This window comes from Winogradskyella sp. SYSU M77433, from assembly GCF_029911945.1.
Classification (GTDB): domain Bacteria; phylum Bacteroidota; class Bacteroidia; order Flavobacteriales; family Flavobacteriaceae; genus Winogradskyella.
Genome location: NZ_JARYTG010000006.1, coordinates 298,855 through 322,388, shown reverse-complemented (window position 1 = coordinate 322,388; position 23,534 = coordinate 298,855). Strand labels below are relative to the sequence as shown.

General features: G+C 33.3%; 12 protein-coding genes and 1 tRNA gene. 7 read left to right on the top strand and 6 right to left on the bottom strand.

Annotated elements, in window-relative coordinates; all coding sequences use genetic code 11:
- Positions 1-5 precede the first annotated feature (5 nt).
- From QGM60_RS13930 to QGM60_RS13920, 3 genes are all read right to left on the bottom strand, one after another.
- Complete coding sequence (locus tag QGM60_RS13930) at positions 6-4,343, bottom strand: T9SS type A sorting domain-containing protein (protein ID WP_281140855.1); 4,338 nt, start codon at positions 4,341-4,343, stop codon at positions 6-8.
- A 101-nt stretch (positions 4,344-4,444) separates the two neighbouring features.
- Entirely contained in the window at positions 4,445-5,092 is a 648-nt protein-coding gene (locus tag QGM60_RS13925) for a response regulator transcription factor (protein ID WP_281140854.1), read from the bottom strand.
- 38 nt (positions 5,093-5,130) lie between these two features.
- Positions 5,131-7,098: a histidine kinase gene (locus tag QGM60_RS13920; protein ID WP_281140853.1), complete on the bottom strand. Its 1,968-nt coding sequence runs from the start codon at positions 7,096-7,098 to the stop codon at positions 5,131-5,133.
- Positions 7,099-7,246: 148 nt separating this feature from the next.
- Here QGM60_RS13920 and QGM60_RS13915 point away from each other — a divergent pair, with 148 nt between their 5' ends.
- Together QGM60_RS13915 and QGM60_RS13910 are read left to right on the top strand one after the other, a co-directional pair.
- Positions 7,247-8,173 (top strand): PfkB family carbohydrate kinase, encoded by a 927-nt coding sequence (locus QGM60_RS13915; RefSeq protein WP_281140852.1) that lies wholly within the window; start codon positions 7,247-7,249, stop codon positions 8,171-8,173.
- Positions 8,174-8,260: 87 nt separating this feature from the next.
- Positions 8,261-10,159 (top strand): amidophosphoribosyltransferase, encoded by a 1,899-nt coding sequence (locus QGM60_RS13910; protein ID WP_281140851.1) that lies wholly within the window; start codon positions 8,261-8,263, stop codon positions 10,157-10,159.
- A 519-nt stretch (positions 10,160-10,678) separates the two neighbouring features.
- Here QGM60_RS13910 and QGM60_RS13905 read toward each other — a convergent pair.
- Positions 10,679-11,287, bottom strand: coding sequence for a superoxide dismutase (locus QGM60_RS13905; RefSeq protein ID WP_281140850.1), 609 nt, complete (start codon positions 11,285-11,287; stop codon positions 10,679-10,681).
- 114 nt (positions 11,288-11,401) lie between these two features.
- On the opposite strand from QGM60_RS13905, the gene QGM60_RS13900 reads away from it, so the two are divergent.
- The 5 genes from QGM60_RS13900 (at position 11,402) to QGM60_RS13880 (ending at position 20,913) form a co-directional block, all read left to right on the top strand.
- A complete protein-coding gene (locus QGM60_RS13900) occupies positions 11,402-14,533 on the top strand; it encodes a UvrD-helicase domain-containing protein (protein ID WP_281140849.1) in 3,132 nt (1,043 codons plus the stop codon).
- A 39-nt stretch (positions 14,534-14,572) separates the two neighbouring features.
- Positions 14,573-15,766, top strand: coding sequence for a glycine C-acetyltransferase (gene kbl / locus QGM60_RS13895; RefSeq protein WP_281140848.1), 1,194 nt, complete (start codon positions 14,573-14,575; stop codon positions 15,764-15,766).
- A 123-nt stretch (positions 15,767-15,889) separates the two neighbouring features.
- Positions 15,890-17,254 (top strand): OmpA family protein, encoded by a 1,365-nt coding sequence (locus QGM60_RS13890; RefSeq protein WP_281140847.1) that lies wholly within the window; start codon positions 15,890-15,892, stop codon positions 17,252-17,254.
- A gap of 63 nt (positions 17,255-17,317) precedes the next feature.
- Positions 17,318-20,074, top strand: coding sequence for a PD-(D/E)XK nuclease family protein (locus tag QGM60_RS13885; protein ID WP_281140846.1), 2,757 nt, complete (start codon positions 17,318-17,320; stop codon positions 20,072-20,074).
- Positions 20,075-20,094: 20 nt separating this feature from the next.
- Positions 20,095-20,913, top strand: coding sequence for an alpha/beta fold hydrolase (locus QGM60_RS13880; protein WP_348634909.1), 819 nt, complete (start codon positions 20,095-20,097; stop codon positions 20,911-20,913).
- A 9-nt stretch (positions 20,914-20,922) separates the two neighbouring features.
- Here the strand turns inward: QGM60_RS13880 and QGM60_RS13875 are convergent, their stop codons facing one another.
- Both QGM60_RS13875 and QGM60_RS13870 read right to left on the bottom strand, forming a co-directional pair.
- Positions 20,923-23,277, bottom strand: a complete 2,355-nt coding sequence (locus QGM60_RS13875; RefSeq protein ID WP_281140844.1) for a hybrid sensor histidine kinase/response regulator — start codon at positions 23,275-23,277, stop codon at positions 20,923-20,925.
- Between the two features lie 182 nt (positions 23,278-23,459).
- Positions 23,460-23,533: transfer RNA gene (locus tag QGM60_RS13870), tRNA-Ala, on the bottom strand.
- Position 23,534 lies beyond the last annotated feature (1 nt).

Sequence of the window (23,534 nt, the reverse complement as noted above, 5' to 3'; positions counted from 1 at the left end):
TTAGTTTATTTTTTAATTAACACTTTAGTCACTTTGAAGTTTTTGGAAGTAATAATTACCATGTATGTACTTTGGTTTATTTCTGATAAATCTACCGTATATGATTCTTGGTTTTCGCCAAAACGAATGGTTTTAATTAATCTTCCTGTAAGATCATAAAGCTCGAAGGTTTCTATTTTCTGACGGGTATCATTTTTTATGGTAATGATACTTTCAGCTGGATTTGGAAATACGGAAATGTTGGCGTTGCTGAAAAGATTGTCATCTAAGTTTAATGTACTGCCTTCAATTTCATAAGCACCTACATCAATAGCATTTCCTAAAAATCTATTATCGCCTTTAATATCCAAACCCAATGGATTAAAGTTTGAATTTCCAGCATCTATTAAAATAGCATCTGGTGTTTGAATAAGTCCATCGTCTTCAGTTTTCCATAAGCCGTCATAACCTATGGCATCACCAGAATCTACAAATGGATTAGCATTTAGAACCGTAAAACCAACACCTCCATAAGTAGCTGAAAAGTTATGAGAACTGTTACCGTTTACAGAGCCATTAAAGTTGGTAATATCTATACCATTATTATAAAAGACAGAATTATATATTAAAGGGGAAGCTGACGTAAAATTGAATATACCACCACCTCCACTTGGCGCCGAGTTACCAACAACAGTAAGATTTATAAGCGTTGGGCTAGATTGGGTATTATGCATTCCACCTCCAGAACTCGAAGTATTACCTGTAATAATTGCGTTGATAAATGTTGCCTGAGAGTTATTTTGATTATAAACACCACCACCTGCAAAAGATGATGCATTGTTAGAAACAACAATATTTTGATAGGTTGGGCTAGAGTTTATGTTATAAATACCTCCTCCATAATTTTTTAATAGCGGTACTGCATTTATAAAATTATTTCCTGTTACATTGGCATTGCCATCATTAATAATAAAGCCATCAATAACCGCATTTGCTGTTAGATTTTGGGTAATAAGCACATGGTGTGTGTTGTCGGAATTTGAGCTGGCACCTATATCACCACTTAAAATGGTAGGCGTATTGACGTCAAATATTTCGGTTACAGGATTATAACCTCCTTTAATAATGATATCTTGGTCTATTAAAAAATAGGTTTCTCTAGCTGTACTACAATTAGTACATGCTCTAGATGAATTTGGTGTGTAGGTTCCGCCAGCCACACGTATTTCTGAAACATTATTACAGCCTTTAGCCTCTATAAGCGCATCATCTAAAGAAATAAAAGCATCAGTCCAACTAGATCCATTATTAGCTCCCGAAGCGTTTACATCTACAAAAATCACACCTGATGCATATGTAAAGCAACTGTTGTATTCGTAAGCACCAATATCTATAATCCCTTCATTAATCCTATCATTTCCTGTAATATCTGTAGTTAATGTGTTGTATGTATTGTCACCAGCGTTTATTAATGGACTATTAAGACTTGGTAATAAGCCGTCATCCATAGTTCCAGGAATGAAATCATCTCCTATAAAATTGAAAGCATCTATAAACGGATTTACTGTAAGAGCAACAAAACCATTATCTGTATAATTTTCAGAATAATTATGAGAACTATTAGCACTTATAATGGTTAAGTAGTTTGTTATATCAGAACCATTATTATACAACACCGTGTTATATAATGTTGGAACAATACTTTCAGTAACATTATGGTCATTGTAAACACCACCACCTTGTATGGCTGTATTACCGTAAATGGTATTGTTTATAATAGTTGGACCAGAAAAATAATTATAAAGTCCGCCACCATTAGTATTAGAATGGTTATTAGCAAACACCATATTAATTAACTGTGGTGACTCATATAAATTAATCATCCCGCCACCACCATTATTGGCCGAGTTGTTATACAGAAAGACATTACTAAAAATGGCATTAGACATATCATTATAAATACCTCCACCATTGCCTTGATAAGGTGGGTTTGAAAAAGATGCCACAGTAATGTTGGTATTTCCGTTTGCGTTTCCGTTTTGAATTACAAAACCATCTATAATGGCTTGATCGCTTAATCCTTGTGTCATAAATACATGAAACGCATTATCTGTCATGTCTCCAATGACACCTAAATCACCATTTAAAATAGAAGGATTGTTGTAATCTTGCTCTCCTGTTGCAGGATTGTAGCTACCTCTTAATTCAAAATCGGTGTTCATTAAAAAGTAGTACTCGCGTTCTGACGAGCAGTTATCACAATCTCTACTTGTACTAGGGTAATAAGTCCCTGAAGCGACTTTTATTTCATCTATAACCCTACATTTTTGTATTTCTAAAGCTTCTTCTAAACTTCTAAAAGCCTCATTCCAAGAATAGCCATTACCTGTTTCGGTTGGTGAATTAGCATCTACGTAAAGCGTGGTTAAAAAAGATGAAAAAGGTTCTATAGTTACCACAACAGTAATACTGTCTGATTGGTTAGTAAGCGTATTTGTAACTGTTAAGGTAACCGCATTCTCACCGACATCTTGACAACTAAACGTTGTTTTATCAAGGCTGTATGTAAAGCAATCACTAAAAGTACCTGTGTCTATAACATCTTGTGGTGTTATGGTAACTTGCCCTGTGTTGTCTAACCATCTAGTAATATCATGTCCAAAAGCGGTTGGTGTGGCTGCAATGGTATAGTTGAGATAAAAAATACGCTCATTTCCTGAAGTATCAGAAGCTCTAACTTCTTTTATAATTGTTTGTCCTATGTCACTACAAGTTACGGTAAAAGAATCTGCTTGTTGAATACTTGGACTATAAACGGCGCAATTATCTACAAATGTAAGCGTAGGCGGATTGATAGTCATAGACGAACTATTTCCTAAGTCGATAAGCCCAAAAGTTGGGGAAGAAATTAAACTGTGTGACTCCCAAGTAAGTCCAGGCGCATGGTCATCAATAACTGTAACCGTTGCTGTACAAGTGTCTGTTAATCCCATAGGATCTGTAACAGTAAGTATAACCTCAGTATCTCCTAAGTCATCACAAGTAAATTCTAATTGAGAAGCAGAAATACTAGATATAGCCGTATTATCGGTTGAGCCACCGTCAATATCACTAATATTTATTGAAGACTGCCCATGAATACCTTGACCTAAGTTAATCTGCCCAGCTATTCCTGTATAATAATTTTCATAACCGAGTGTCACACTTGTGTCTTGGCAAACCGCATTAGGGTTCTGGTCATCATAAATGACCTGGTAAGACACATAACCATTTTCAGGCGAATCTGTTGTAGTACCACTAATAACAAAATCATTAAGCATATTTGGATGCGCATAGGATTGTCCACCTCCACCGCCAGAATGATTTCCACCGCCACCGCCACCGCCATAGCCTGCACCACCACCGCCACCTGCAAATCTATTAGTGCCGCCACAAACAGTACCTGTAGAAAGACCATCATACCAGACACCTCCTGCACCACCACCACTAAATCCGGCACCACCAGCACTAGCATCTGTACCTGTTATACTATTACAGCCATTTATAATAAATGGATTTGTCGATAAATAATCACAATTTTCACCCCTCATATAAGTATCAGTAATATTATAACCGCCAAAACCTCCTTCAGCAAAAGCCTTTCCTTGGGTACTCTCATAGTTTACATGAGTGTTATAATAAATTGTACCATAATTAGCATTTAAGCCACCTCCACCTCCATTTCCTATGTAATAGTGAGTTGTACTACCATCAGACATGGACATAACATCATCGATCGAAGTAAAACGACCATAACCAGATATATTTGTATAACCATTCCCACTAATACAGTAGAGTTCAATCCCCTCATTAGAAGACTCACCTGCACCTAATCCTGCAGATTGTACTAGTTCAGTAGCACACCCACCGCCACCGCCTGAGGCTACTGCTATAACATTATTACCAATCCTAACACCTGTAGAGCCTCCACCGCCACCACTAGCTAATAAGCCGTGTGAGTAGCTCTCTCCATGTTTGCCCTGATAAAAGGTAATTAGTTGCCCTTCATTTTCAGAAGTAATTGGTAACGTAAAATATAATGTTGCTCCTTGCCCACCATTTGCACCTAAATCTACAAATGCTCCATCCCAAGTAGCTGATCCTCCATCTCCTCCTTTTAAAGCAAAATGCACTTCTGTTGCGCCGCTACTTAATAAAGGAAGAAATCCTGAAGCCAGAGATCTTGTTCTTGGATTAGGGTCTGTAAAATTAATATAGGTAATATCATTACTCGTTAAATCCCCATTAGGTGTTAATGTTTCAGTTTGTGAAAAACCCAATAGGGTGAATAGAAAAAACGAAAAAATTAAAGTATTTTTTTTCATGGCTGATAGGTTAAGTTGAATCGCCACAAAAGTAGAGATGAAAAAGCCCTAATAAAATACGTAGTAAATGCAGATATTACGTAGGGTACGTACTACTTAAACTATAGAGATAACACTAATTCTTTATGAAATTGAACCCAATTTATTAATGTATTTGCAGAGGAATCTAGTTCTAACTTCGCTATGATATTAGATCTGTGTTTTTCAACGGTTCGTTTTGATATACTTAATACCTCACAGATTTCTATAGAGGTTCTTTCTTGTGCTATGAGCCTTAGTATTGTTCTTTCAGAAGGTGTTAATAATGCAATTTTTCTCAACTCTTCGCTAGCAGTTTTTTCAAAATCATCTGTAAAAGAACTACTGTAAAATGTATTGCCCTTTACAATTTCTTCAATACATTTTTCTATATCTTGAATACTGTCTTCTTTTAATAAATAGCCATTGACTCCTACCTTTTTGGCTTGCACAATAAAGCCTTTCTCTTTATGGTAAGACATAATGATATAACGCGTATTTAAATCTAACGCTTTTAAACGCTTTACAACTTCAAAACCATTAAGAAATGGCATTTCAATATCTAGGATAGCAATATCTGGGTGATTTGTTGTGATGACTTCTATAGCCGAAGCTCCGTTAGTTGCTGTTGCTAAAACCTGATAACCCACATGTTCTAGCTCCTGTTGAAGTCCTTTTAGCATCACAGGATGATCATCAACAATAACGATAGAAATATTGGCTTTAGTCATGTAAGTATATTTCAACAAAAATACTTAAAAGCTATAGTTTATGCTACTATTTTTGTTTCGGTTCCTTCATTAATAGCAGTGGTAATTTTAAGATTTGCACAAATGATTTTACATCGCTCTTGTATGGATTTGATACCTAGACTTTTACTTTTTTGAGATTTTTCATTAAAGTCAAAACCTTTACCATTGTCTTTTATTTTAAGCACAACTTTTTCTTGTTCATTTTTAAAAATTTCTACTGAAACAGCTTTAGCTTCTGAATGTTTTACAATGTTGTTTAGAGACTCTTGAATGATTCTATATAAATGCAATGCTTTATCTTCTGTTAGAGATTCATCTACAGGATCTATTTCTGTGGTGAAAAAAACATCAGATTCTTCATCTAAATTATTGACCATATCCTGAACGGCTGCCGAAAAACCTAGTCGTTTTAGTACAACAGGAAACAATCCATGGGAAATAGACCTGACATCTGCTAAGGTTTGTTTGGTGAGCTCTTTTAGAGCTTCATCATTTAAATTTTGTGCTTTTCTGCTTAATAAAATGAGCTGCTGACCTACGCTATCATGAAGCTCCATGGCAACTCTATTTCGTTCTTCTTCTTGAGATGCAATAATGTTTTGCGTTAACTCTTCTTGTAGTTTCTGTTCTTTTTTGGCAAAACTGCGAGATCTTAGTATAGATATAAAAGCAAATAAACCTACTAGACTTAGTCCGCCAAATAACAACCATTGTGTTTTTAGCTTGTTTTTTGTTGCTAGAAGATCAATATCACTTTGTTGTGCTTGTATTTTTAAATCGCGTTTTTCGGTTTCATATAATGTTTGATAATAACTTAGAATTCTAGCTCTCTGAACACCTAAGATAGAATCTTTTAAAGCTGTATAATTTTCAAAATGTTCTAAGGCCTTTTCAGAGTTTCCTGTCCTTTTATAGATTTTGGATAGAAATCTTTCCGCTTGTTGTATTTCTTCAAATTCTTGACTCTGTTTTTTGAGCAATAAATAGCGTTCGGCATAGTTTTTAGCTTCTAAGTATTCTTTTTTCATAAAAGCTAATCGCATTTTAGCATCTATATAGAACGATTCATTGTAACCAGAAATGTCATTAGAATTTTTCTCAATATCACCTAGAAGTTCTTCGGCTTTTGCCAAGCTATCATTATCGGCATATGCTGATACTAAACCGGCTTTTAAAATTGGTAAAAAAAACTCTTTGTAGTCAGAATCTTTATTAACCTCCAAAGCTTCTTTTAAATAATTTATCCTCAGTTTTTGATTCCCCTTCTTATTGGCACTAGCCGCCGCATTATAGTAAACGCTGGGTAAGCTAGGGTAGTTTTTATATTTTAATGCTAAATCTATAAGCTCTTTTCGCTCTGTTGTTTCATCATTATAAAATTCATTTTTTCCATATAAGATGGTCATAGAATTTTTGGCATTAATCCAATTTAAAGTATCCTTATCTGCTTGAAAATATGCTATAGCTTCTTGTAGAGCCAAAGATGCTTTTCCGAATTCACCTTTATCAACATACACAATACCTTTTCCAAATTTTGAAAGCCCTTGTAAAGACGTGCTTCTATTATTGGCATAATAAAAAGCGCTATCGTAATTCTCTAATGAAGCTTCAAATTCACCTAAATAGTAGTGCAAATCTGCAACTTCAAAGAAATATTTACCTACCAATTCCTTATCATTAACATAGGGTAATAAAGGTTTTGTTTCGGAAATTACTAATTTACCTTGGTGCTTTGTATTGGTTTCATAATTAAAAAAACGGATAAGATTAGCGCTTTGCTTAACAGCAATGTCGTACTTTTTTAATTGTTTAGCCAATGTTATTGTTTCCTTTAGCAGAGAATCGTTTTTTAACTGACTATCGCACAAGCTGTCTAGCTCTATCAATCGTTTGGTTGCATTACTTGTTATATTCTGTGACCTTGCCACAGAACTGTAACTAACTAGCAACAAAGACAATAAAAAAATAGAATAACTAAATCTCATAAAAGCTGTTGATAAAAGCTATAAAGATACGTCATCTTTACTTTTTGAAGAACTAGATTTACTCACAAAACCACGCCTAATCACAAAATTTAATTCGTTTTTTAGCAACTAAAAACTGTATATTTGCAACAAATTTTCAAAACGCTTTATGAGCAAATTAGTAATTGTGGGTACTGTAGCTTTTGATGCTATTGAAACTCCATTTGGTAAAACTGATAAAATCCTTGGAGGAGCAGGTACTTTTATAGGTCTTGCAGCCTCAAACTTTAATGTAGATTCGGCTGTAGTTTCTGTGGTTGGTGGTGATTTTCCTCAAGAATACTTGGATTTAATGACTGATAGAAACATCGATGTTTCTGGTGTTGAAATCGTAAAAGATGGTAAAACATTCTTTTGGAGTGGTAAATACCATAATGATATGAACTCTCGTGATACTTTAGCAACAGAATTAAATGTTTTAGCTGATTTTGAACCTGTAGTTCCTGAAAATTACAAAGATGCTGAAGTGGTAATGTTAGGAAACCTTCATCCTTTAACACAGATGAGTGTCCTAAATCAAATGACTGAAAAACCAAAACTGGTTATTTTAGATACTATGAATTTTTGGATGGACTGTGCGCTTGAAGACTTGCACAAAACCATTGCAAAAATTGATGTTATCACCATAAACGATGAAGAAGCTAGACAATTAACAGGAGAATACTCTTTAGTTGTTGCCGCTAGAAAAATTCATGAAATGGGACCTAAGTTTGTCGTTATTAAAAAAGGTGAGCATGGTGCATTATTATTTCATAATGGTAATGTATTCTTTGCTCCTGCTTTACCATTAGAAGAGGTTTTTGATCCAACTGGAGCTGGTGATACTTTTGCAGGCGGATTTGCAGGCTATTTAGCCAAGACAGGAGATTATTCTTTCGAGAATATGAAAACAGCAGTTATTTACGGATCTACGTTAGCCTCATTTTGTGTAGAAAAATTTGGCACAGAACGCATGCTGAATCTTAATGACGAAGAAATTTACAAACGATTAGACCAATTTAAGAGTCTAACACAATTTGAAATAGAATTAACATAAACAAACGCGCTCTAAACTGAGCGCGTTTTTTATTCTGCTTACACCAGTAAAGCAGATATTTATATATTAATAGCAGATTACATAGGTATGAGTGACGCTTTAAAACATGAGTGTGGTATAGCACTTATTAGACTTTTGAAACCTTTAGAATACTACAAGGAAAAATACGGTAGTGCTTTCTATGGTGTAAACAAAATGTATTTAATGATGGAAAAACAGCACAACCGTGGACAAGATGGTGCTGGTTTTGCAAGTATAAAATTAGATACACATCCAGGTGAACGCTATATCAGTAGAGTAAGATCTATCGCTCAGCAACCTATACAAGATATTTTTGCCCAAATTAACCAACGTATTAATTTAGAGCTCACAAAACATCCTGAATACCAAGACAATGTTGAGCTTCAAAAAAGATACATTCCTTACGTAGGTGAGCTTTTACTTGGACATGTTCGTTATGGAACTTTCGGGAAAAATAGTGTAGAAAGTGTACACCCTTTCCTAAGACAAAACAACTGGATGCATAGAAATTTAATTGTAGCTGGTAACTTTAACATGACCAACGTTAACGAGCTCTTTGATAATTTAGTTGATATTGGTCAGCATCCTAAAGAAAAAGCCGATACTATTACCGTTATGGAAAAAATAGGTCACTTTTTGGATGATGCTGTAAGTAAAGTATATAAAGACCTTAAAAAAGAAGGCTATAACAAAAGAGAATGTTCTCCACTTATTGCAGAACGCCTAAAAGTTGGAAAAATCCTGAAGCGTGCTGCTAAAAACTGGGATGGAGGTTATGCTATGGCAGGTCTTTTAGGTCATGGTGATTCTTTTGTACTTAGAGATCCTGCAGGAATTCGTCCAGCTTATTATTACAAAGATGATGAAGTTGTTGTGGTAGCATCAGAAAGACCAGTTATTCAAACCGTGTTTAATGTACCTTTTGAAGACGTTATAGAGTTAGATCCAGGACATGCTATCATCACTAAAAAGTCTGGTGAAATCCAAATCAAGAAAATACTTGAACCTTTAGAGCGAAAAGCTTGTTCTTTTGAACGTATTTATTTCTCTAGAGGAAGTGATGCCGAAATTTATGAAGAACGAAAAGAACTGGGTAGATTATTAATGCCAAAAGTTCTTGAAGCTATAGATAACGATACAGAAAATACTGTTTTTTCATTCATACCAAACACAGCAGAAACATCATTCTTTGGAATGATTGATACCGTTGAAGAACATCTTAATCAGAAAAAAACTCAATCTATTTTAGATGGTAATGGTAAGTTGTCCGCAGAGCGCGTCACAGAAATACTATCTGAACGTCCGAGAATTGAAAAAATAGCTATTAAAGATGCCAAACTAAGAACATTTATCACTGAAGACAGCAGTAGAGATGATTTAGTAGCTCACGTCTATGATGTAACCTATGGTGTTATAAAACCAACTGACAATTTAGTTATTATTGATGATAGTATTGTACGTGGTACAACGCTTAAAAAGAGTATCATCAAAATGATGGATAGACTAAACCCTAAAAAAATAGTTGTGGTTTCTTCGGCTCCACAAATTAGATATCCTGATTGTTATGGTATAGATATGGCCAATCTTGAAAGTTTAGTTGCCTTTAGAGCTGCATTAGAACTATTAAAGGAACGAGGACTTTATAGTATTGTTGACGACGTTTATAAAAAGTGTCTTTCTCAGGTTAACCTTAAGGATAAAAAAGTCATTAACTATGTGAAAGAAATCTATGACAAGTTCACCAACGAGGAGATTTCAGATAAAATCTCAGAATTGCTTAGTGATGATGAAGTAAAAGCAGAGGTTAAAATCATTTTTCAACCTGTTGAAAATCTTCATAAAGCCTGCCCTAAAAATTTAGGAGATTGGTATTTCACAGGAAATTATCCAACAGCTGGAGGTAACAGAGTTGTGAATAGAGCTTTTATTAATTTCTATGAAGGAAACAAAGAACGTGCTTATTAGTTATTAACAAAAAACAAGCTTTTTATCCGAAAAAAAGGTGTTTTGCCGAAGAAAAAGGTATTTCATCCAATATTTGCAACTTTTTATCAAATAAAATCTACATTGGTATCACCATAACATAAGTAGGTTAAGTTCATGGTAGATTTGGGGCAAAAAAAGGTGAACACTGTTCACCTTTTTTTATTCCTTGAATTTAAAGTATCACTTTAAGTAACCTTACTATTGAGTTTTGTTTCGACTCAAAGTATTGTAAAACATTACGCTTTCCACTCTTAGACTAATATATAGGTCGTTTGTCCAAAAAATTTAATAGTTAAATTAATGTCAACTTATATTTGACTCACCATAACATAAGTAGGTTAAGTTTATGGTAGATTTGGGGCAAAAAGGTGAACACTCTCGTTCACCTTTTTCATTTTAAAAACTTCGTAAGATCTTTATTTTCTTACATATACATATAAAAAAATCCAAAGCAAATGCTTTGGATTTTTTATTAAGATAATATAAAATTATCAAATATTATTTTGCTTCTGCATAACGACGCTCAACTTCATTCCAGTTGATTACATTAAAGAAAGCTTCAATATAATCTGGTCTTCTGTTTTGGTAGTTTAAGTAATAAGCATGCTCCCAAACGTCTAAACCTAATATAGGTGTTCCGCCACAACTTACGCCTGGCATTAATGGGTTATCTTGGTTTGGAGTAGAACAAACTTCTACTTTACCACCTTCGTGTACACATAACCAAGCCCATCCAGAACCAAATTGTGTAGCTGCCGCTTTAGAAAATGCATCTTTAAAAGCATCAAAAGAACCAAATTCAGCTTCAATAGCATCTTTTAATTCTCCTGATAAACGCCCTTTTCCTTCAGGGTTCATTACTTCCCAAAATAATGAGTGGTTATAAAATCCACCACCATTATTTCTAACAGCAGCATTATCCATATCTAAATTGATAAGGATATTTTCTATTGTTTTTCCTTCTAAATCTGTTCCTTCAATTGCAGCATTTAGTTTTGTTGTGTATCCGTTATGGTGCTTTGAATGATGTATCTCCATTGTACGAGCATCAATATTTGGTTCTAAAGCATCATATGCATATTTTAATTTTGGTAATTCAAAAGCCATAATATTTTTTGATTTTTTTGTTAATATTTCGATTCTTAACAAATTTACAACTTTGACATTAAGAAGTTCTAAATAAATTATTAAGATTCCCTATTTTGGTATAAAATTTATCTTTTGAAAGAGTCAACATATAAGATTTATAACGCTTCAGCTGGTAGTGGGAAAACATTTACACTAACCAAATCATATCTAAAAATATTGGTACAATCCAATAATTTAGATCGCTTTAAAACCATACTAGCCATTACGTTTACTAATAAAGCGGTTGGTGAAATGAAAGCGCGTATTATAGATATGCTAAAGCTGTTTTCATCTGAGAAAAGTTTAACCGAACCTCACCCAATGTTTGAGGCTATCTGTAATGAACTTTCTATTTCGCCAGAAAAACTTCACAACAAATCCAAACTAATCTTAAAACATATTGTTCATAATTATGGTGGTTTTGATGTTTCTACGATTGATGGCTTTACACACAGAATCATCCGGACATTTGCTTACGACCTTAATTTACCCATAAATTTTGAAGTTGAATTAGACCAAGATCAACTACTTAATGAAGCTGTAGATCGTTTAATTTCTAGAGCAGGAAGTGATGAGAACTTAACAAATCTGTTGGTGGATTTTGCTATTGAAAAAGCCGATGATGATAAAAGTTGGGATATTAGTTATGATTTTAATAAAATAGCAAAGCTACTTGTTAACGAAAATGACATAACCGCATTAAACACGCTAAAAAACAAATCACTAGAAGATTTTAAAGCCTTAAAAAAGCAGCTTGTTAGTCAGATAAAAACAATTGAAAATCTCATTGTAGAAACTGCTGAAGCCACATTGAATTTAATAAACGAATGTGGTTTACAATACGATGATTTTAACCGTAAATCATTACCAAATCATTTTGAAAAACTACAGCGAAAAGATTATAATGTAAGTTTCGACTCTAATTGGCAAACAGATTTAATCGAAGGGAATGTACTCTACCCAAAACGTGTTACTGAGTTTATCGCTTCAACTATTGAGAGTATTCAACCAAATTTATCCGATGCTTTTACAAAAACTAAAGCTCTGATTTACGAGGTAAAATTTAAGAAAGCTGTCTACAGAAATATTACACCGCTTTCAGTTTTAAATGCCATTCAAAAGGAATTAGACTCCTTAAAAGAAGAGCAAAATAAAATGCTTATTTCAGAATTTAATAAAATCATTAGCAATGAAATAAAAAACCAACCCACACCATTTATTTACGAACGCTTGGGAGAAAAGTTTAAGCACTATTTTATTGATGAGTTTCAAGATACTTCAACTTTACAATGGCAAAACTTGGTGCCTTTATTAGATAATGCATTATCTTCTGCAAACGGCACCACAATGCTGGTCGGCGACGCCAAACAAGCAATTTATAGATGGCGTGGCGGTGAAGCTGAGCAGTTTATTGATCTATATAACAAAACTGTAAACCCTTTTCATGTTGAACCTAATGTCTTAGCATTAGAGACCAACTATAGAAGCTCAAAAGAGATTATTGGTTTTAATAATTCGTTTTTTAAATTTTTGAGTGAACGCTATTTTAGCCTTGATGATTATGCGGACTTGTATCAAAATTCAAGTCAAAATCAGCATTCAGATTACGAAGGCTATGTTAATCTTCAATTTTTGGATATTCAAAAGGAAGATGATGCCGCTGAACTTTATGCTGTTAAAACTTTAGAAACTATACAACACTGTTTAGATAATGATTATGCATTAAGCGATATTTGTGTTTTGGTAAGAAAGAAAAAAGAAGGTGTTAAGATCGCCAATTATCTTACAGAAAAAGGAGTGAAAATTACCTCTTCTGAAACACTTTTGCTGAAAAATTCTGATAAGGTTGACTTCCTTTCAAATTTCCTGAAGCTATTAATTCAACCAAATAATGATGAACTTAAAATTGAGTTATTATCCTTTTTAGCTAAGCAACATCAGGTTGAAGATCAGCATCTCTTTTTTGAAAGTTATCTCAAAAGAGACTTATCAAACTTTTTTGAGGGTTTTAAAGATTTAAATATATTTTTAGATAAAGAAAAATTACTTCAACAGCCGTTGTACGAACTTATAGAAGACTTAGTGAGACGTTTTCAGCTTAACAAGGAATCTGATGCTTACGTTCAGTTTTATTTAGATATTGTTTTAGAATTTACGCAAAAGAGAAATTCTGATTTAGTTGATTTTGTTACTTATTTTGAAAATAAGAAAGACGCATTAAGTATAGTGTCGCCAAACAATACTAATGCTGTTGAAATCATGACTATTCATAAATCGAAAGGCCTAGAATTCCCTATTGTTATTTTTCCATTTGCTGAACTAGACATCTATAGAGAGCTAGAGCCAAAAATTTGGTTTCCAGTAAATAAAGATGATTATAATGGTTTTGAAACCTTGTTAATTAACTACAATAAGAATGTTGAACAATTCGGTGAAGCGGGAAGAGAAATTTATCAAAACAGACAATCAAAATTAGAATTAGATAACATTAATCTTCTTTATGTTGCCTTGACAAGGGCCGAAAAACAGCTTTATATTATTTCAAAAAAAGATATTTCAACTAAAGGTGTGGTGAAAGAAAACACCTTTTCTGGGATGTTTATTTCATATCTAAAAGAAGAACATCTGTGGAATGACAATCAACTCGTTTATACTTTTGGAAAGGCAGAAAAAAATTCACTTAAAACTGAAGCCAAAGACAGTTTAAATACCATTCCTTTGATATCTGTGCCAAAAGAAAATCATAATCTTAAAATAATCACCAAAGAAGGTCTATTGTGGGACACTAAACAAGAAAAAGCTATTGAGCGAGGTAATCTTGTGCATTTAATTTTGTCCAAAGTAAGAACCAACCAAGATATCGATTATGCCATGGAAGAGGTGTTGATGTCTGGTGATATTCAAAGTGAACAGCTAGAATCTTTAAAAGAACTTGTTTCTCAGGTTACTGACCACCCTAAATTAAGCACCTATTTTAATGATGACTACATCATTTACATGGAGCAAGATATTGTGACTAATTATGGTGAAATAATAAGACCAGACCGTTTGAATATTAACTCAAAAAAAGAGGTTGTCATTATAGATTATAAAACTGGTGCACATAAGCCTAGTTATGCAAAACAATTGGAGAGATATGAACTAATTCTTAATCAAATGAACCTCTCTGTAACCAAAAAAATATTGGTCTATATAAATGACACGATTGATGTCATTGAAGTCTAAAATACACTTAGTATCTTTGTGTAACTTAATATAAAAACTATGTACGGAGATATTAAAAATTACTTACAACAAGAAATTGAGTCTATTAAAGATGCTGGCCTTTTTAAGGAAGAGCGTATAATAACCTCACCTCAAGGAGCAGAAATCACTTTAAATACAGGCCAAAAAGTACTTAACTTTTGCGCTAACAATTACCTAGGATTATCATCTCATCCAGATGTAGTGCAAGCAGCTAAAGATACTTTAGATTCTCACGGTTTCGGAATGTCTTCAGTAAGATTTATTTGTGGTACTCAGGATATTCATAAAGAATTAGAACAGAAAATTGCTGATTTTTATGGTACAGAAGACACTATTCTGTACGCGGCAGCTTTTGATGCTAATGGTGGTGTTTTTGAACCTTTACTTTCAAAAGAAGATGCTATAATTTCAGATTCTTTAAATCATGCTTCAATTATTGATGGTGTTAGATTGTGTAAAGCTGCACGATATCGTTACCAAAATAATGATATGGCAGATTTAGAAAAACAACTCATTGCTGCAAACAAAAACGGAGCACGTTATAAAATCATTGTAACAGATGGTGTTTTCTCAATGGACGGTTTAGTGGCTCCATTAGATAAAATCTGTGATTTAGCAGATAAATATGATGCTATGGTTATGATAGATGAATGTCATGCGGCAGGATTTATTGGTGAAACAGGAATTGGTACACTTGAAGAAAAAGGTGTTTTAGGAAGAATTGATATTATCACTGGAACTTTAGGAAAAGCTCTTGGTGGTGCTATGGGAGGTTACACTACAGCAAAAAAAGAAATTATAGAGATTTTACGTCAAAGATCTAGACCCTATTTGTTTTCAAATTCTTTAGCTCCTGCTATTGTTGGTGCCTCTATTAAAGTTTTTGATATGCTTAAAAACGACACCGCCCTAAGGGACAAAGTCGAGTGGAATACAAAATATTTTAAAAGAGGAATGAAAGAAGCAGGTTTTGATATTGTTGATGGTGATTCTGCAATTGTTCCTGTAATGCTTTATGACGCCAAATTATCTCAAATTATGGCTAACATGCTTTTAGAAGAAGGAGTCTATGTCATTGGTTTCTTTTTTCCTGTCGTTCCGAGAGACAAAGCCAGAATTCGCGTACAATTATCTGCGGCACATACTCAGGAACAATTAGATAAAGCTATTTCTGCTTTTATTAAAGTTGGAAAGACATTAGAAATAATTTAAAATGGTTCAAACGGCTTTGTGTAAGGGTTTGTAACAATATTTTATTATATTTGTCTTTGTTAGTAAAATTTAACAACTTACTTTTGACAACAATTAACACTTAAAATTAAAATTAATTTGAATATGAAAAATCTTAGCAGATTATTATTTGTCGTAGTGCTTCTTATGAGTTTCAGCACTTCGAATGCTCAAGACAAAAACAATCCATGGGCTATAACAATTGGTGCTAACGCAGTTGATTTTTATCCTGTTGGAGAAGATGCACCACAAGGAGGTTATTTTGATGAATACTTTAACACAGGAGATCACTGGAATATACTTCCTTCTCTTTCAACCTTATCTGTTTCAAGATATTTAAGTGATGGATTTGTTTTCACCGCTACTGGTTCTTTGAATAAAATAGATAAGTTTGGTGATGACAGATTAGAAGATTTAACTTATTTCGGTTTGGATGGTAAAGTGTCTTACAGCTTTATGAATATCCTTGGATCAGAAGTCATTGACCCTTATCTTGGCGTTGGTGGTGGTTATACTTGGGTTGATGATATTGGAGCTGGTACTTTAAATGGTTCATTAGGTCTTAATTTTTGGTTAAGTGAAAAATTAGGGATAAATGTACAGTCTACTTACAAACATTCTTTCGAAGACTATTTATCAAAGCATTTCCAACATTCAGTAGGTCTAACTTTCAAGTTTGGAGGAACTGACACAGATGGTGATGGTATCTATGATCAGGACGATGCTTGTCCAGAAGAAGCTGGTTTAGAGATCTTCAACGGTTGTCCAGATTCTGATAACGATGGTATTCAGGATTCTAAAGACGACTGTCCAAACACTCCAGGTTTAGCTGAATTCAACGGTTGTCCTGATTCTGACGGTGACGGTGTTGTTGATAAAGATGATAAATGTCCAGATGTTGCTGGTTTAAAATCTTTAGCTGGTTGTCCAGATGCTGATGGTGACGGTGTTGCTGACGGTGATGATAACTGTCCTAACGAAGCTGGTCCTGCTGCTAACAACGGTTGTCCTTGGCCAGATACTGATGGTGATGGCATCTTAGATAAAGACGATAAGTGTCCTAACGAAGCTGGTACAGCTGCTAACAATGGTTGTCCTGAAATTAAGCCTACTCAAGAAGTAATGGAAACTTTAAATAGCTACGCTAGAACTATCTTATTCGATACAGGTAAAGCTTCTTTCCAAAAAGAAACTGACCAAGTATTACAAGCAATGGTAGCTATCTTTAAAGAATACCCTCAAGCAAATTTTGCTATCGAAGGTCATACTGATAGTGTAGGTGCTAAATCTACTAACCAAGCTTTATCTGATAGAAGAGCTAACGCTGTTAGAGATTACTTAATCGCTAATGGAATTAAAGCTGAAAGATTAACAGCTAAAGGTTACGGTGAAGAAAATCCTATCGCTACTAACAAAACTAGAGCTGGTAGAGCTGAAAACAGACGTGTAGAAGTTAAGTTAACAAACTAATAACTTTCTAAAATATATTTTGAAAAACGCTCCGAGTTTCGGAGCGTTTTTTATTTTTATATAATGGTAAGTTTTATACAATCAGTATTATTAGATCTTCAACGTAAAAATGAAAACGTTGAAGATTTTGTTTTTATACTTCCCAGTAAACGTGCTGGTGTATTTTTAAAACATCATCTATCCCAAATAATTCAACAGCATGTTTTTGCACCAAAAATTCTGAGTATAGAAGAATTTGTAGAGGAATTATCTGGATTAAAAAACATACCCAATACTGATCTACTTTTCATTTTATTCGATGTTTACAAAAAAACTACAAGTGAAAAAGATTTAGAACCATTTGACAGTTTTTCTAAATGGGGACAAATATTACTTCAAGACTTTAATGAAATAGATCGTTACTTAATCCCTCAAGAAAAGATTTTTGATTATTTAAGTGCTATAAAAGAGCTAGATCATTGGTCGGTAGAAAAAGAGCAAACTGATATCGTAAAACGTCATCTTATGTTCTGGAAGCGTTTAAAAGATTACTATTTAGCCTATACCGAGACCCTTCTTGAAAACAAACAAGGTTATCAAGGTTTAATTTACAGAGAAGCTGTAGATAACCTAGAAATCTACATTGAAAACAATAGCGAAGTACAACATATTTTTCTTGGTTTTAATGCACTCAATGAATCTGAATCACAAATTATCCAAGGATTACTACAAAGTGATTTAGCTAATATCTATTGGGATATTGACAGTACTTTTATAAATGATCCCATACATGATGCAGGGATTTTCACAAGAGTTCATAAAGCACAATGGAAATACTTTAAAAATCATTCTTTCAATTGGATAACATCGCATTACAAAGCACAAAAAAACATTGAGGTCATTGGTGTTCCTAAACTTGTTGGACAGGCAAAATATATTGGGCAGCTTTTAGAACATCTTAGCCAAACAAATGAAAATCTTACTAAAACAGCCGTCATATTAGGAGAAGAAAATCTTTTAGTACCTGTTCTTAACTCAATTCCGGAAAGTGTTAAGGCTTTAAATGTTACTATGGGTTTACCTTTAAAGTTTACACCAATTGCGTCATTATTTGAAAAGTTATTTTCGATTCATAAACACAACCCTAAAAACTTCTATTATAAAGATATTGTTGCCATACTTTCTCACCCATCTATTCATGGACTATTTCAGCATGAAAATCGTAACACAGCTGATGAAATTATTGCCCATATTCAAAAAAACAATATTGTTTATGCAGATTCAGAACAATTAAAAAAGTTAGCTAAATTTCACGTTGATTTGCTAGGTTTTTTATTCAATTCGTGGGTAGATAATGCACTTATTGCTTTAAAAAATTGCTCAAATCTTATTTATAAGATGAAGGCAAACTATACTGAAAATTCCAATAAACTTGAATTAGAATACCTTTACCGATTCAATCAATTATTTAATCAGTTAACTGAATTAAATAGTACGTACAAACATTTAAAAACTGTTGCAACCTTACATACCATTTTTAAAGAATTACTAAGTTCTGAAACTTTAGACTTTAAAGGAGAACCCTTAGAAGGTTTACAAATTATGGGAATGTTAGAATCTCGTGTTTTAGATTTTGAAACCATCATTATAAGTTCGGTTAATGAAGGCATTTTGCCATCTGGAAAAACAAATAATTCCTTTATTCCTTTTGATGTAAAGGTTGAAAACAACCTACCAACCTATAAAGAAAAAGACGCTGTATATACCTACCATTTTTATAGACTTTTACAGCGCGCAAAAAATGTTTACATACTCTACAATACCGAAATTGATGCACTAAAAGGAGGTGAAAAAAGTAGATTTATTACGCAATTAGATATTGAAGGCATTCATAACATAAAACATAAAATTGCCTCGCCATCGGTTCCTGTTGTAAACAATAGCTTAAAACAAATTGCAAAAAACAATGCTGTTATTGAGAAATTAAAAGCGCTGTCTGCAAAAGGCTTTTCTCCATCATCTCTTACCAATTACATTAGAAATCCTATAGCCTTTTATTATGAAAAGGTTTTAGGGATTAAAGAGTTTGAAGACGTAGAAGAGAACATTGCTGCAAACACATTAGGTTCTGTAATTCATAACACTCTTGAAGATTTTTATAAACCTCTTGAAGGAAAATTTTTAACAATTGAAGACCTCAACTCATTTAAAGAAAAAACAAAAGAAACGGTTACCAAACACTTCAAGTTAATTTATAATCAAGGAGATTTTTCAAAAGGAAAAAACCTTATCATATTCGAAATTGCACAGAGATACATTTCCAACTTTATTAATTTAGAAATTGAAATTCTTAAGGCTGGAAACCAAATTAAAATTCTAGTTATTGAAGCTGATGAAAATGTTCAAATTAAAATTGACGAATTAAATTTTCCGGTTAAATTAACAGGAAAAGTAGACCGAATAGACGAGTTTAATGGCATCACAAGAGTGATCGATTACAAATCTGGAAAAGTTGAGCAAAACAAAGTTGAAATTGTAGATTGGGAAGACCTTACAACAGATTACGACAAGTATAGCAAATCATTTCAAGTGTTATGCTATGCGTATATGATGCATCAAAATAATAAGATTCAATTACCGATTGAAGGTGGTATAATATCTTTTAAAAATCTTGGAGAAGGCTTTTTGAAATTTGGAAAAAAACCAACTCCTTTTAGTAGAACAAAAGATCAACTCATCTCTCAAGAAACGCTTCAAAATTTTGAAACAGAATTGAAAAATCTAATTATAGAAATCTGTAATCCAGATGTTGACTTCATAGAAAAAGAACTAGACCAATGATTATTGAGAAAAACATAGTTATGGAAAGAACTAACAAGAAACCCATTCTTTTAGACCTATTCCATAATCAGAAAAACACAAATCAGCCAATCGTTATTTTTTGCCATGGTTATAAAGGCTTTAAAGATTGGGGAGCTTGGGATTTAATGGCTAAAGCTATAACTGATAAGGGTTTTTGTTTTTTGAAATTCAATTTTTCGCATAACGGAGGCACTATGGAAAACCCAATAGATTTTCCAGATCTTGAGGCTTTTGGTCATAACAACTATACCAAAGAATTAGATGATTTAAATGATGTTCTAGATTGGATTCAAAAACATTTCAAAAATGACTCTAAAGTAAACATCAACGAGATTTCATTAATTGGACATAGTCGAGGTGGTGGCATTACCATTTTAAAAGCTTCTGAAGACCATAGAATATCAAAGTTGGTATCCTTAGCCAGCGTTAGTGACTATGCTTCACGTTTTGGTTCTGAAAGCGATATTGAAAAATGGCAGAAAGATGGTGTAAAATATGTGATCAATGGTAGAACTAAACAAGAAATGCCACACTTTTTTCAATTTTTTGAAGATTTTAAAGCCAATGAAGAACGACTAAATATTAGAAAAGCCACAAAGTCGATTAATATTCCTCATTTAGTGATTCATGGTTCTGATGACACCTCAGTAAAATTGGAAGAATCAGAAGCTCTACACAGATGGAATCCCAAAAGTCAATTAAAAATTATTGAAGGCGCCAATCATGTTTTTAATACTTCGCATCCATGGCAGAAGGATGAATTATCAATAGAATTACAAAAAGTTGTTGCCGAAATCATTACGTTTTTAAATTCCTAAAAATCATACTTAAGCGACACTAAGTTCGATATCGCAACAACGCTTTATTTTATTTAGAAGTGTTTCTTTTTTAACGGGTTTGGTCATGTAATCATTCATACCCAAATCCATAACGCGTTGTCTTGTTTCTTGCATGGCATCCGCTGTAACTGCAATAATTGGTATCTTTCCTATGGCTTGACCTAATTCGCCACTTCTAATTAGTTTCGTAGCTTCATAACCATCCATAATCGGCATCTGCAGATCCATTAAAACAACGTTATAAACTTCCTTTTTCAATGCATCGATAGCTTCTACTCCATTTTTAACAACGGTAAAGGATACATTGTCTAACCCTTTCAACAACTGGCGCATTACCATTTGGTTCAGTTTATTATCCTCAACAACTAAAATATGCATTTGCTTTTCGAAGACAACATGGTTTTCGATGTCTCTAGTTTTGTTATCAGCAACTTGAGTTAAAGGTATTTCTATAAAGACATCCGTACCATCGTCTACTTTACTTTCAATATTGATTTTACCGCCAAAAAGAGTAACCAAATGTTTTGCTATGGTTAAACCTAAACCAATACCACCAAATTGACGTTTGTGATTCAAACGCATCTGGTTAAAACTATTAAATACATCATCCTTATCTTCTTCATTCATTCCAACACCTGTATCAGATATTTGAAATGAAAATTCAGATACATTATCTGGTCGGTCTATACATTTCAGCTTCATTACTACCTGACCGCTATTAGTAAACTTTACAGCATTACTTAATACGTTATTGATAATCTGTACAAATCTATCAGCGTCACCAGAAACCTTGGCTGGTATATCGGTATCCATTTCAAAATTGTAAGCTAGACCTTTATTTTGCGCTTCCAACTTCCAGTTTTCACTAATCTGGTTTAGGATTAGTGATGGGTTGAAATCTTCATTTCGCAATTGCAATTCGTTCTTTTCTATTTTTTCAAAATCTAAGACATCGTTGACATTACTCAAAAGACTTATACTTGCATTTCTAATCGTTTGATATTTCTTTCGATCTTCAATACTATTATCACCATTTCCTAGCTCGGCTTCTACTATTCCCATAATGGCATTAATAGGTGTCCGTAGCTCGTGACTCATGTTAGACATGAAATACGTTTTCAGTTCACTAATCTCTTCTGATCTTTTTAAAGCTAATTTTTGTGCTTTCTCATTATCTTGTCTTAATCGCTTTATTAAATTGGTCATGGAAAGTGATAAGAACACTACCTCTAAACCAGATCCAAACTTAGAACTATTCAACGTGTAAAAATTACTTGGCAATAGTCCTAAATTATTCATTACAAAACCTAAAAGTCCAACCACCAAGAATAATATTCCAAGAGAAAAATAACGGTCAATCTTTATTTTTTTGAACCTCATGGTAAACACCGTAGTGAGAATAAGTAGCAAGCTTATAAGCCCATTAAGGTTACTTAAAGGGTAACTTAGTTCAAAAGTTTTTGGACTAATAAAGAGCATTACAAACGACACTACTATAATACCATAAACAACATTGTAAGCTTTCATAAAACCCTTAAGGTTGACTTTTATATTTAAAAAGTACTCACAATATTTTAGTAAGAAAAAATTAGAAAGTAGTGCTGCTATAAGCACCATTCTACTATTAATGTAACCACCTGAAGGAAAAACATATTGATATATAAAACCATCTAAAGCGGCTTGCATTAAAGCAATGGAAAACACATAAAAACTATAGTATAAAAATGACTTTCTCTTAAGACTACCGTAGAAAAAGAGATATACTAATCCTGCCAAAAACAAAACTCCATAAAACAGACCCAAAAACAATTGCTGTCTATAATTACTTAGAAAAAAGGAAACTCCATCATAGAGGTTTAAAGGGATATTTATGGTTTCACCATCACTAGATAATTCCATGTAAAACTGCTGTACAGTATTTGCAGGAAGAATAATCTTAAAAACCGTTTCCCTGTGACTCACATCTCTGTCACTAAAATTAATTTGATCACCACTTTTGTGTTCTAAAATTTTGTCACCTATCTGATAAAGATTTGCAACATCGGTAATAGCTCTTGCGGTTTGTAAGAAATAAAGCTTATCGTGATTTGAAGAATTTTCTAATTTAAATCTTACCCAATAGTTTTCTGAAGTAAAACCAAGGTCATGATTTGCAGATTCTAACTTTTTGTAATTGAGTGTATCACTAGCTAAAACTTCGTCAATTGACAGCACTTTGTCATAAGCTTCTACGTACTCAGCGTATTCAAATAACTCTTTTTCAGAGGTTTCAGGATCGAAAGATGTTTTTTGAGCGAATAGGGAGGTCGCCAAAAAATAGATAATTAGTAAGGGCTTGTTCATGTAAGGGGCATTAAACAGCTGCGAACATACTAAATAATAACTACATAAGGCATTTAACAATCATAATGTTTGTTAAGAAGATAAGTCATAAAAATAATGTTCCCTATTTATTTTGAACAATTTAATTCGGTGATAAATAAAAAAGCCTTAGACATAATAAGTCTAAAGCTTTAAAATAGTTGTGGAGCATATCGGAGTCGAACCGATGACCTCTACGCTGCCAGCGTAGCGCTCTAGCCAGCTGAGCTAATGCCCCA

Excerpts from the sequence above, each read along its gene's own strand:
- QGM60_RS13930 (WP_281140855.1), bottom strand. The coding sequence starts at position 4,343 with ATGAAAAAAAATACTTTAATTTTTTCGTTTTTTCTATTCACCCTATTG.
- QGM60_RS13925 (WP_281140854.1), bottom strand. The coding sequence starts at position 5,092 with ATGACTAAAGCCAATATTTCTATCGTTATTGTTGATGATCATCCTGTG.
- QGM60_RS13920 (WP_281140853.1), bottom strand. The coding sequence starts at position 7,098 with ATGAGATTTAGTTATTCTATTTTTTTATTGTCTTTGTTGCTAGTTAGT.
- QGM60_RS13915 (WP_281140852.1), top strand. The coding sequence starts at position 7,247 with ATGAGCAAATTAGTAATTGTGGGTACTGTAGCTTTTGATGCTATTGAA.
- QGM60_RS13910 (WP_281140851.1), top strand. The coding sequence starts at position 8,261 with ATGAGTGACGCTTTAAAACATGAGTGTGGTATAGCACTTATTAGACTT.
- QGM60_RS13905 (WP_281140850.1), bottom strand. The coding sequence starts at position 11,287 with ATGGCTTTTGAATTACCAAAATTAAAATATGCATATGATGCTTTAGAA.
- kbl (WP_281140848.1), top strand. The coding sequence starts at position 14,573 with ATGTACGGAGATATTAAAAATTACTTACAACAAGAAATTGAGTCTATT.
- QGM60_RS13890 (WP_281140847.1), top strand. The coding sequence starts at position 15,890 with ATGAAAAATCTTAGCAGATTATTATTTGTCGTAGTGCTTCTTATGAGT.
- QGM60_RS13885 (WP_281140846.1), top strand. The coding sequence starts at position 17,318 with ATGGTAAGTTTTATACAATCAGTATTATTAGATCTTCAACGTAAAAAT.
- QGM60_RS13880 (WP_348634909.1), top strand. The coding sequence starts at position 20,095 with ATGGAAAGAACTAACAAGAAACCCATTCTTTTAGACCTATTCCATAAT.
- QGM60_RS13875 (WP_281140844.1), bottom strand. The coding sequence starts at position 23,277 with ATGAACAAGCCCTTACTAATTATCTATTTTTTGGCGACCTCCCTATTC.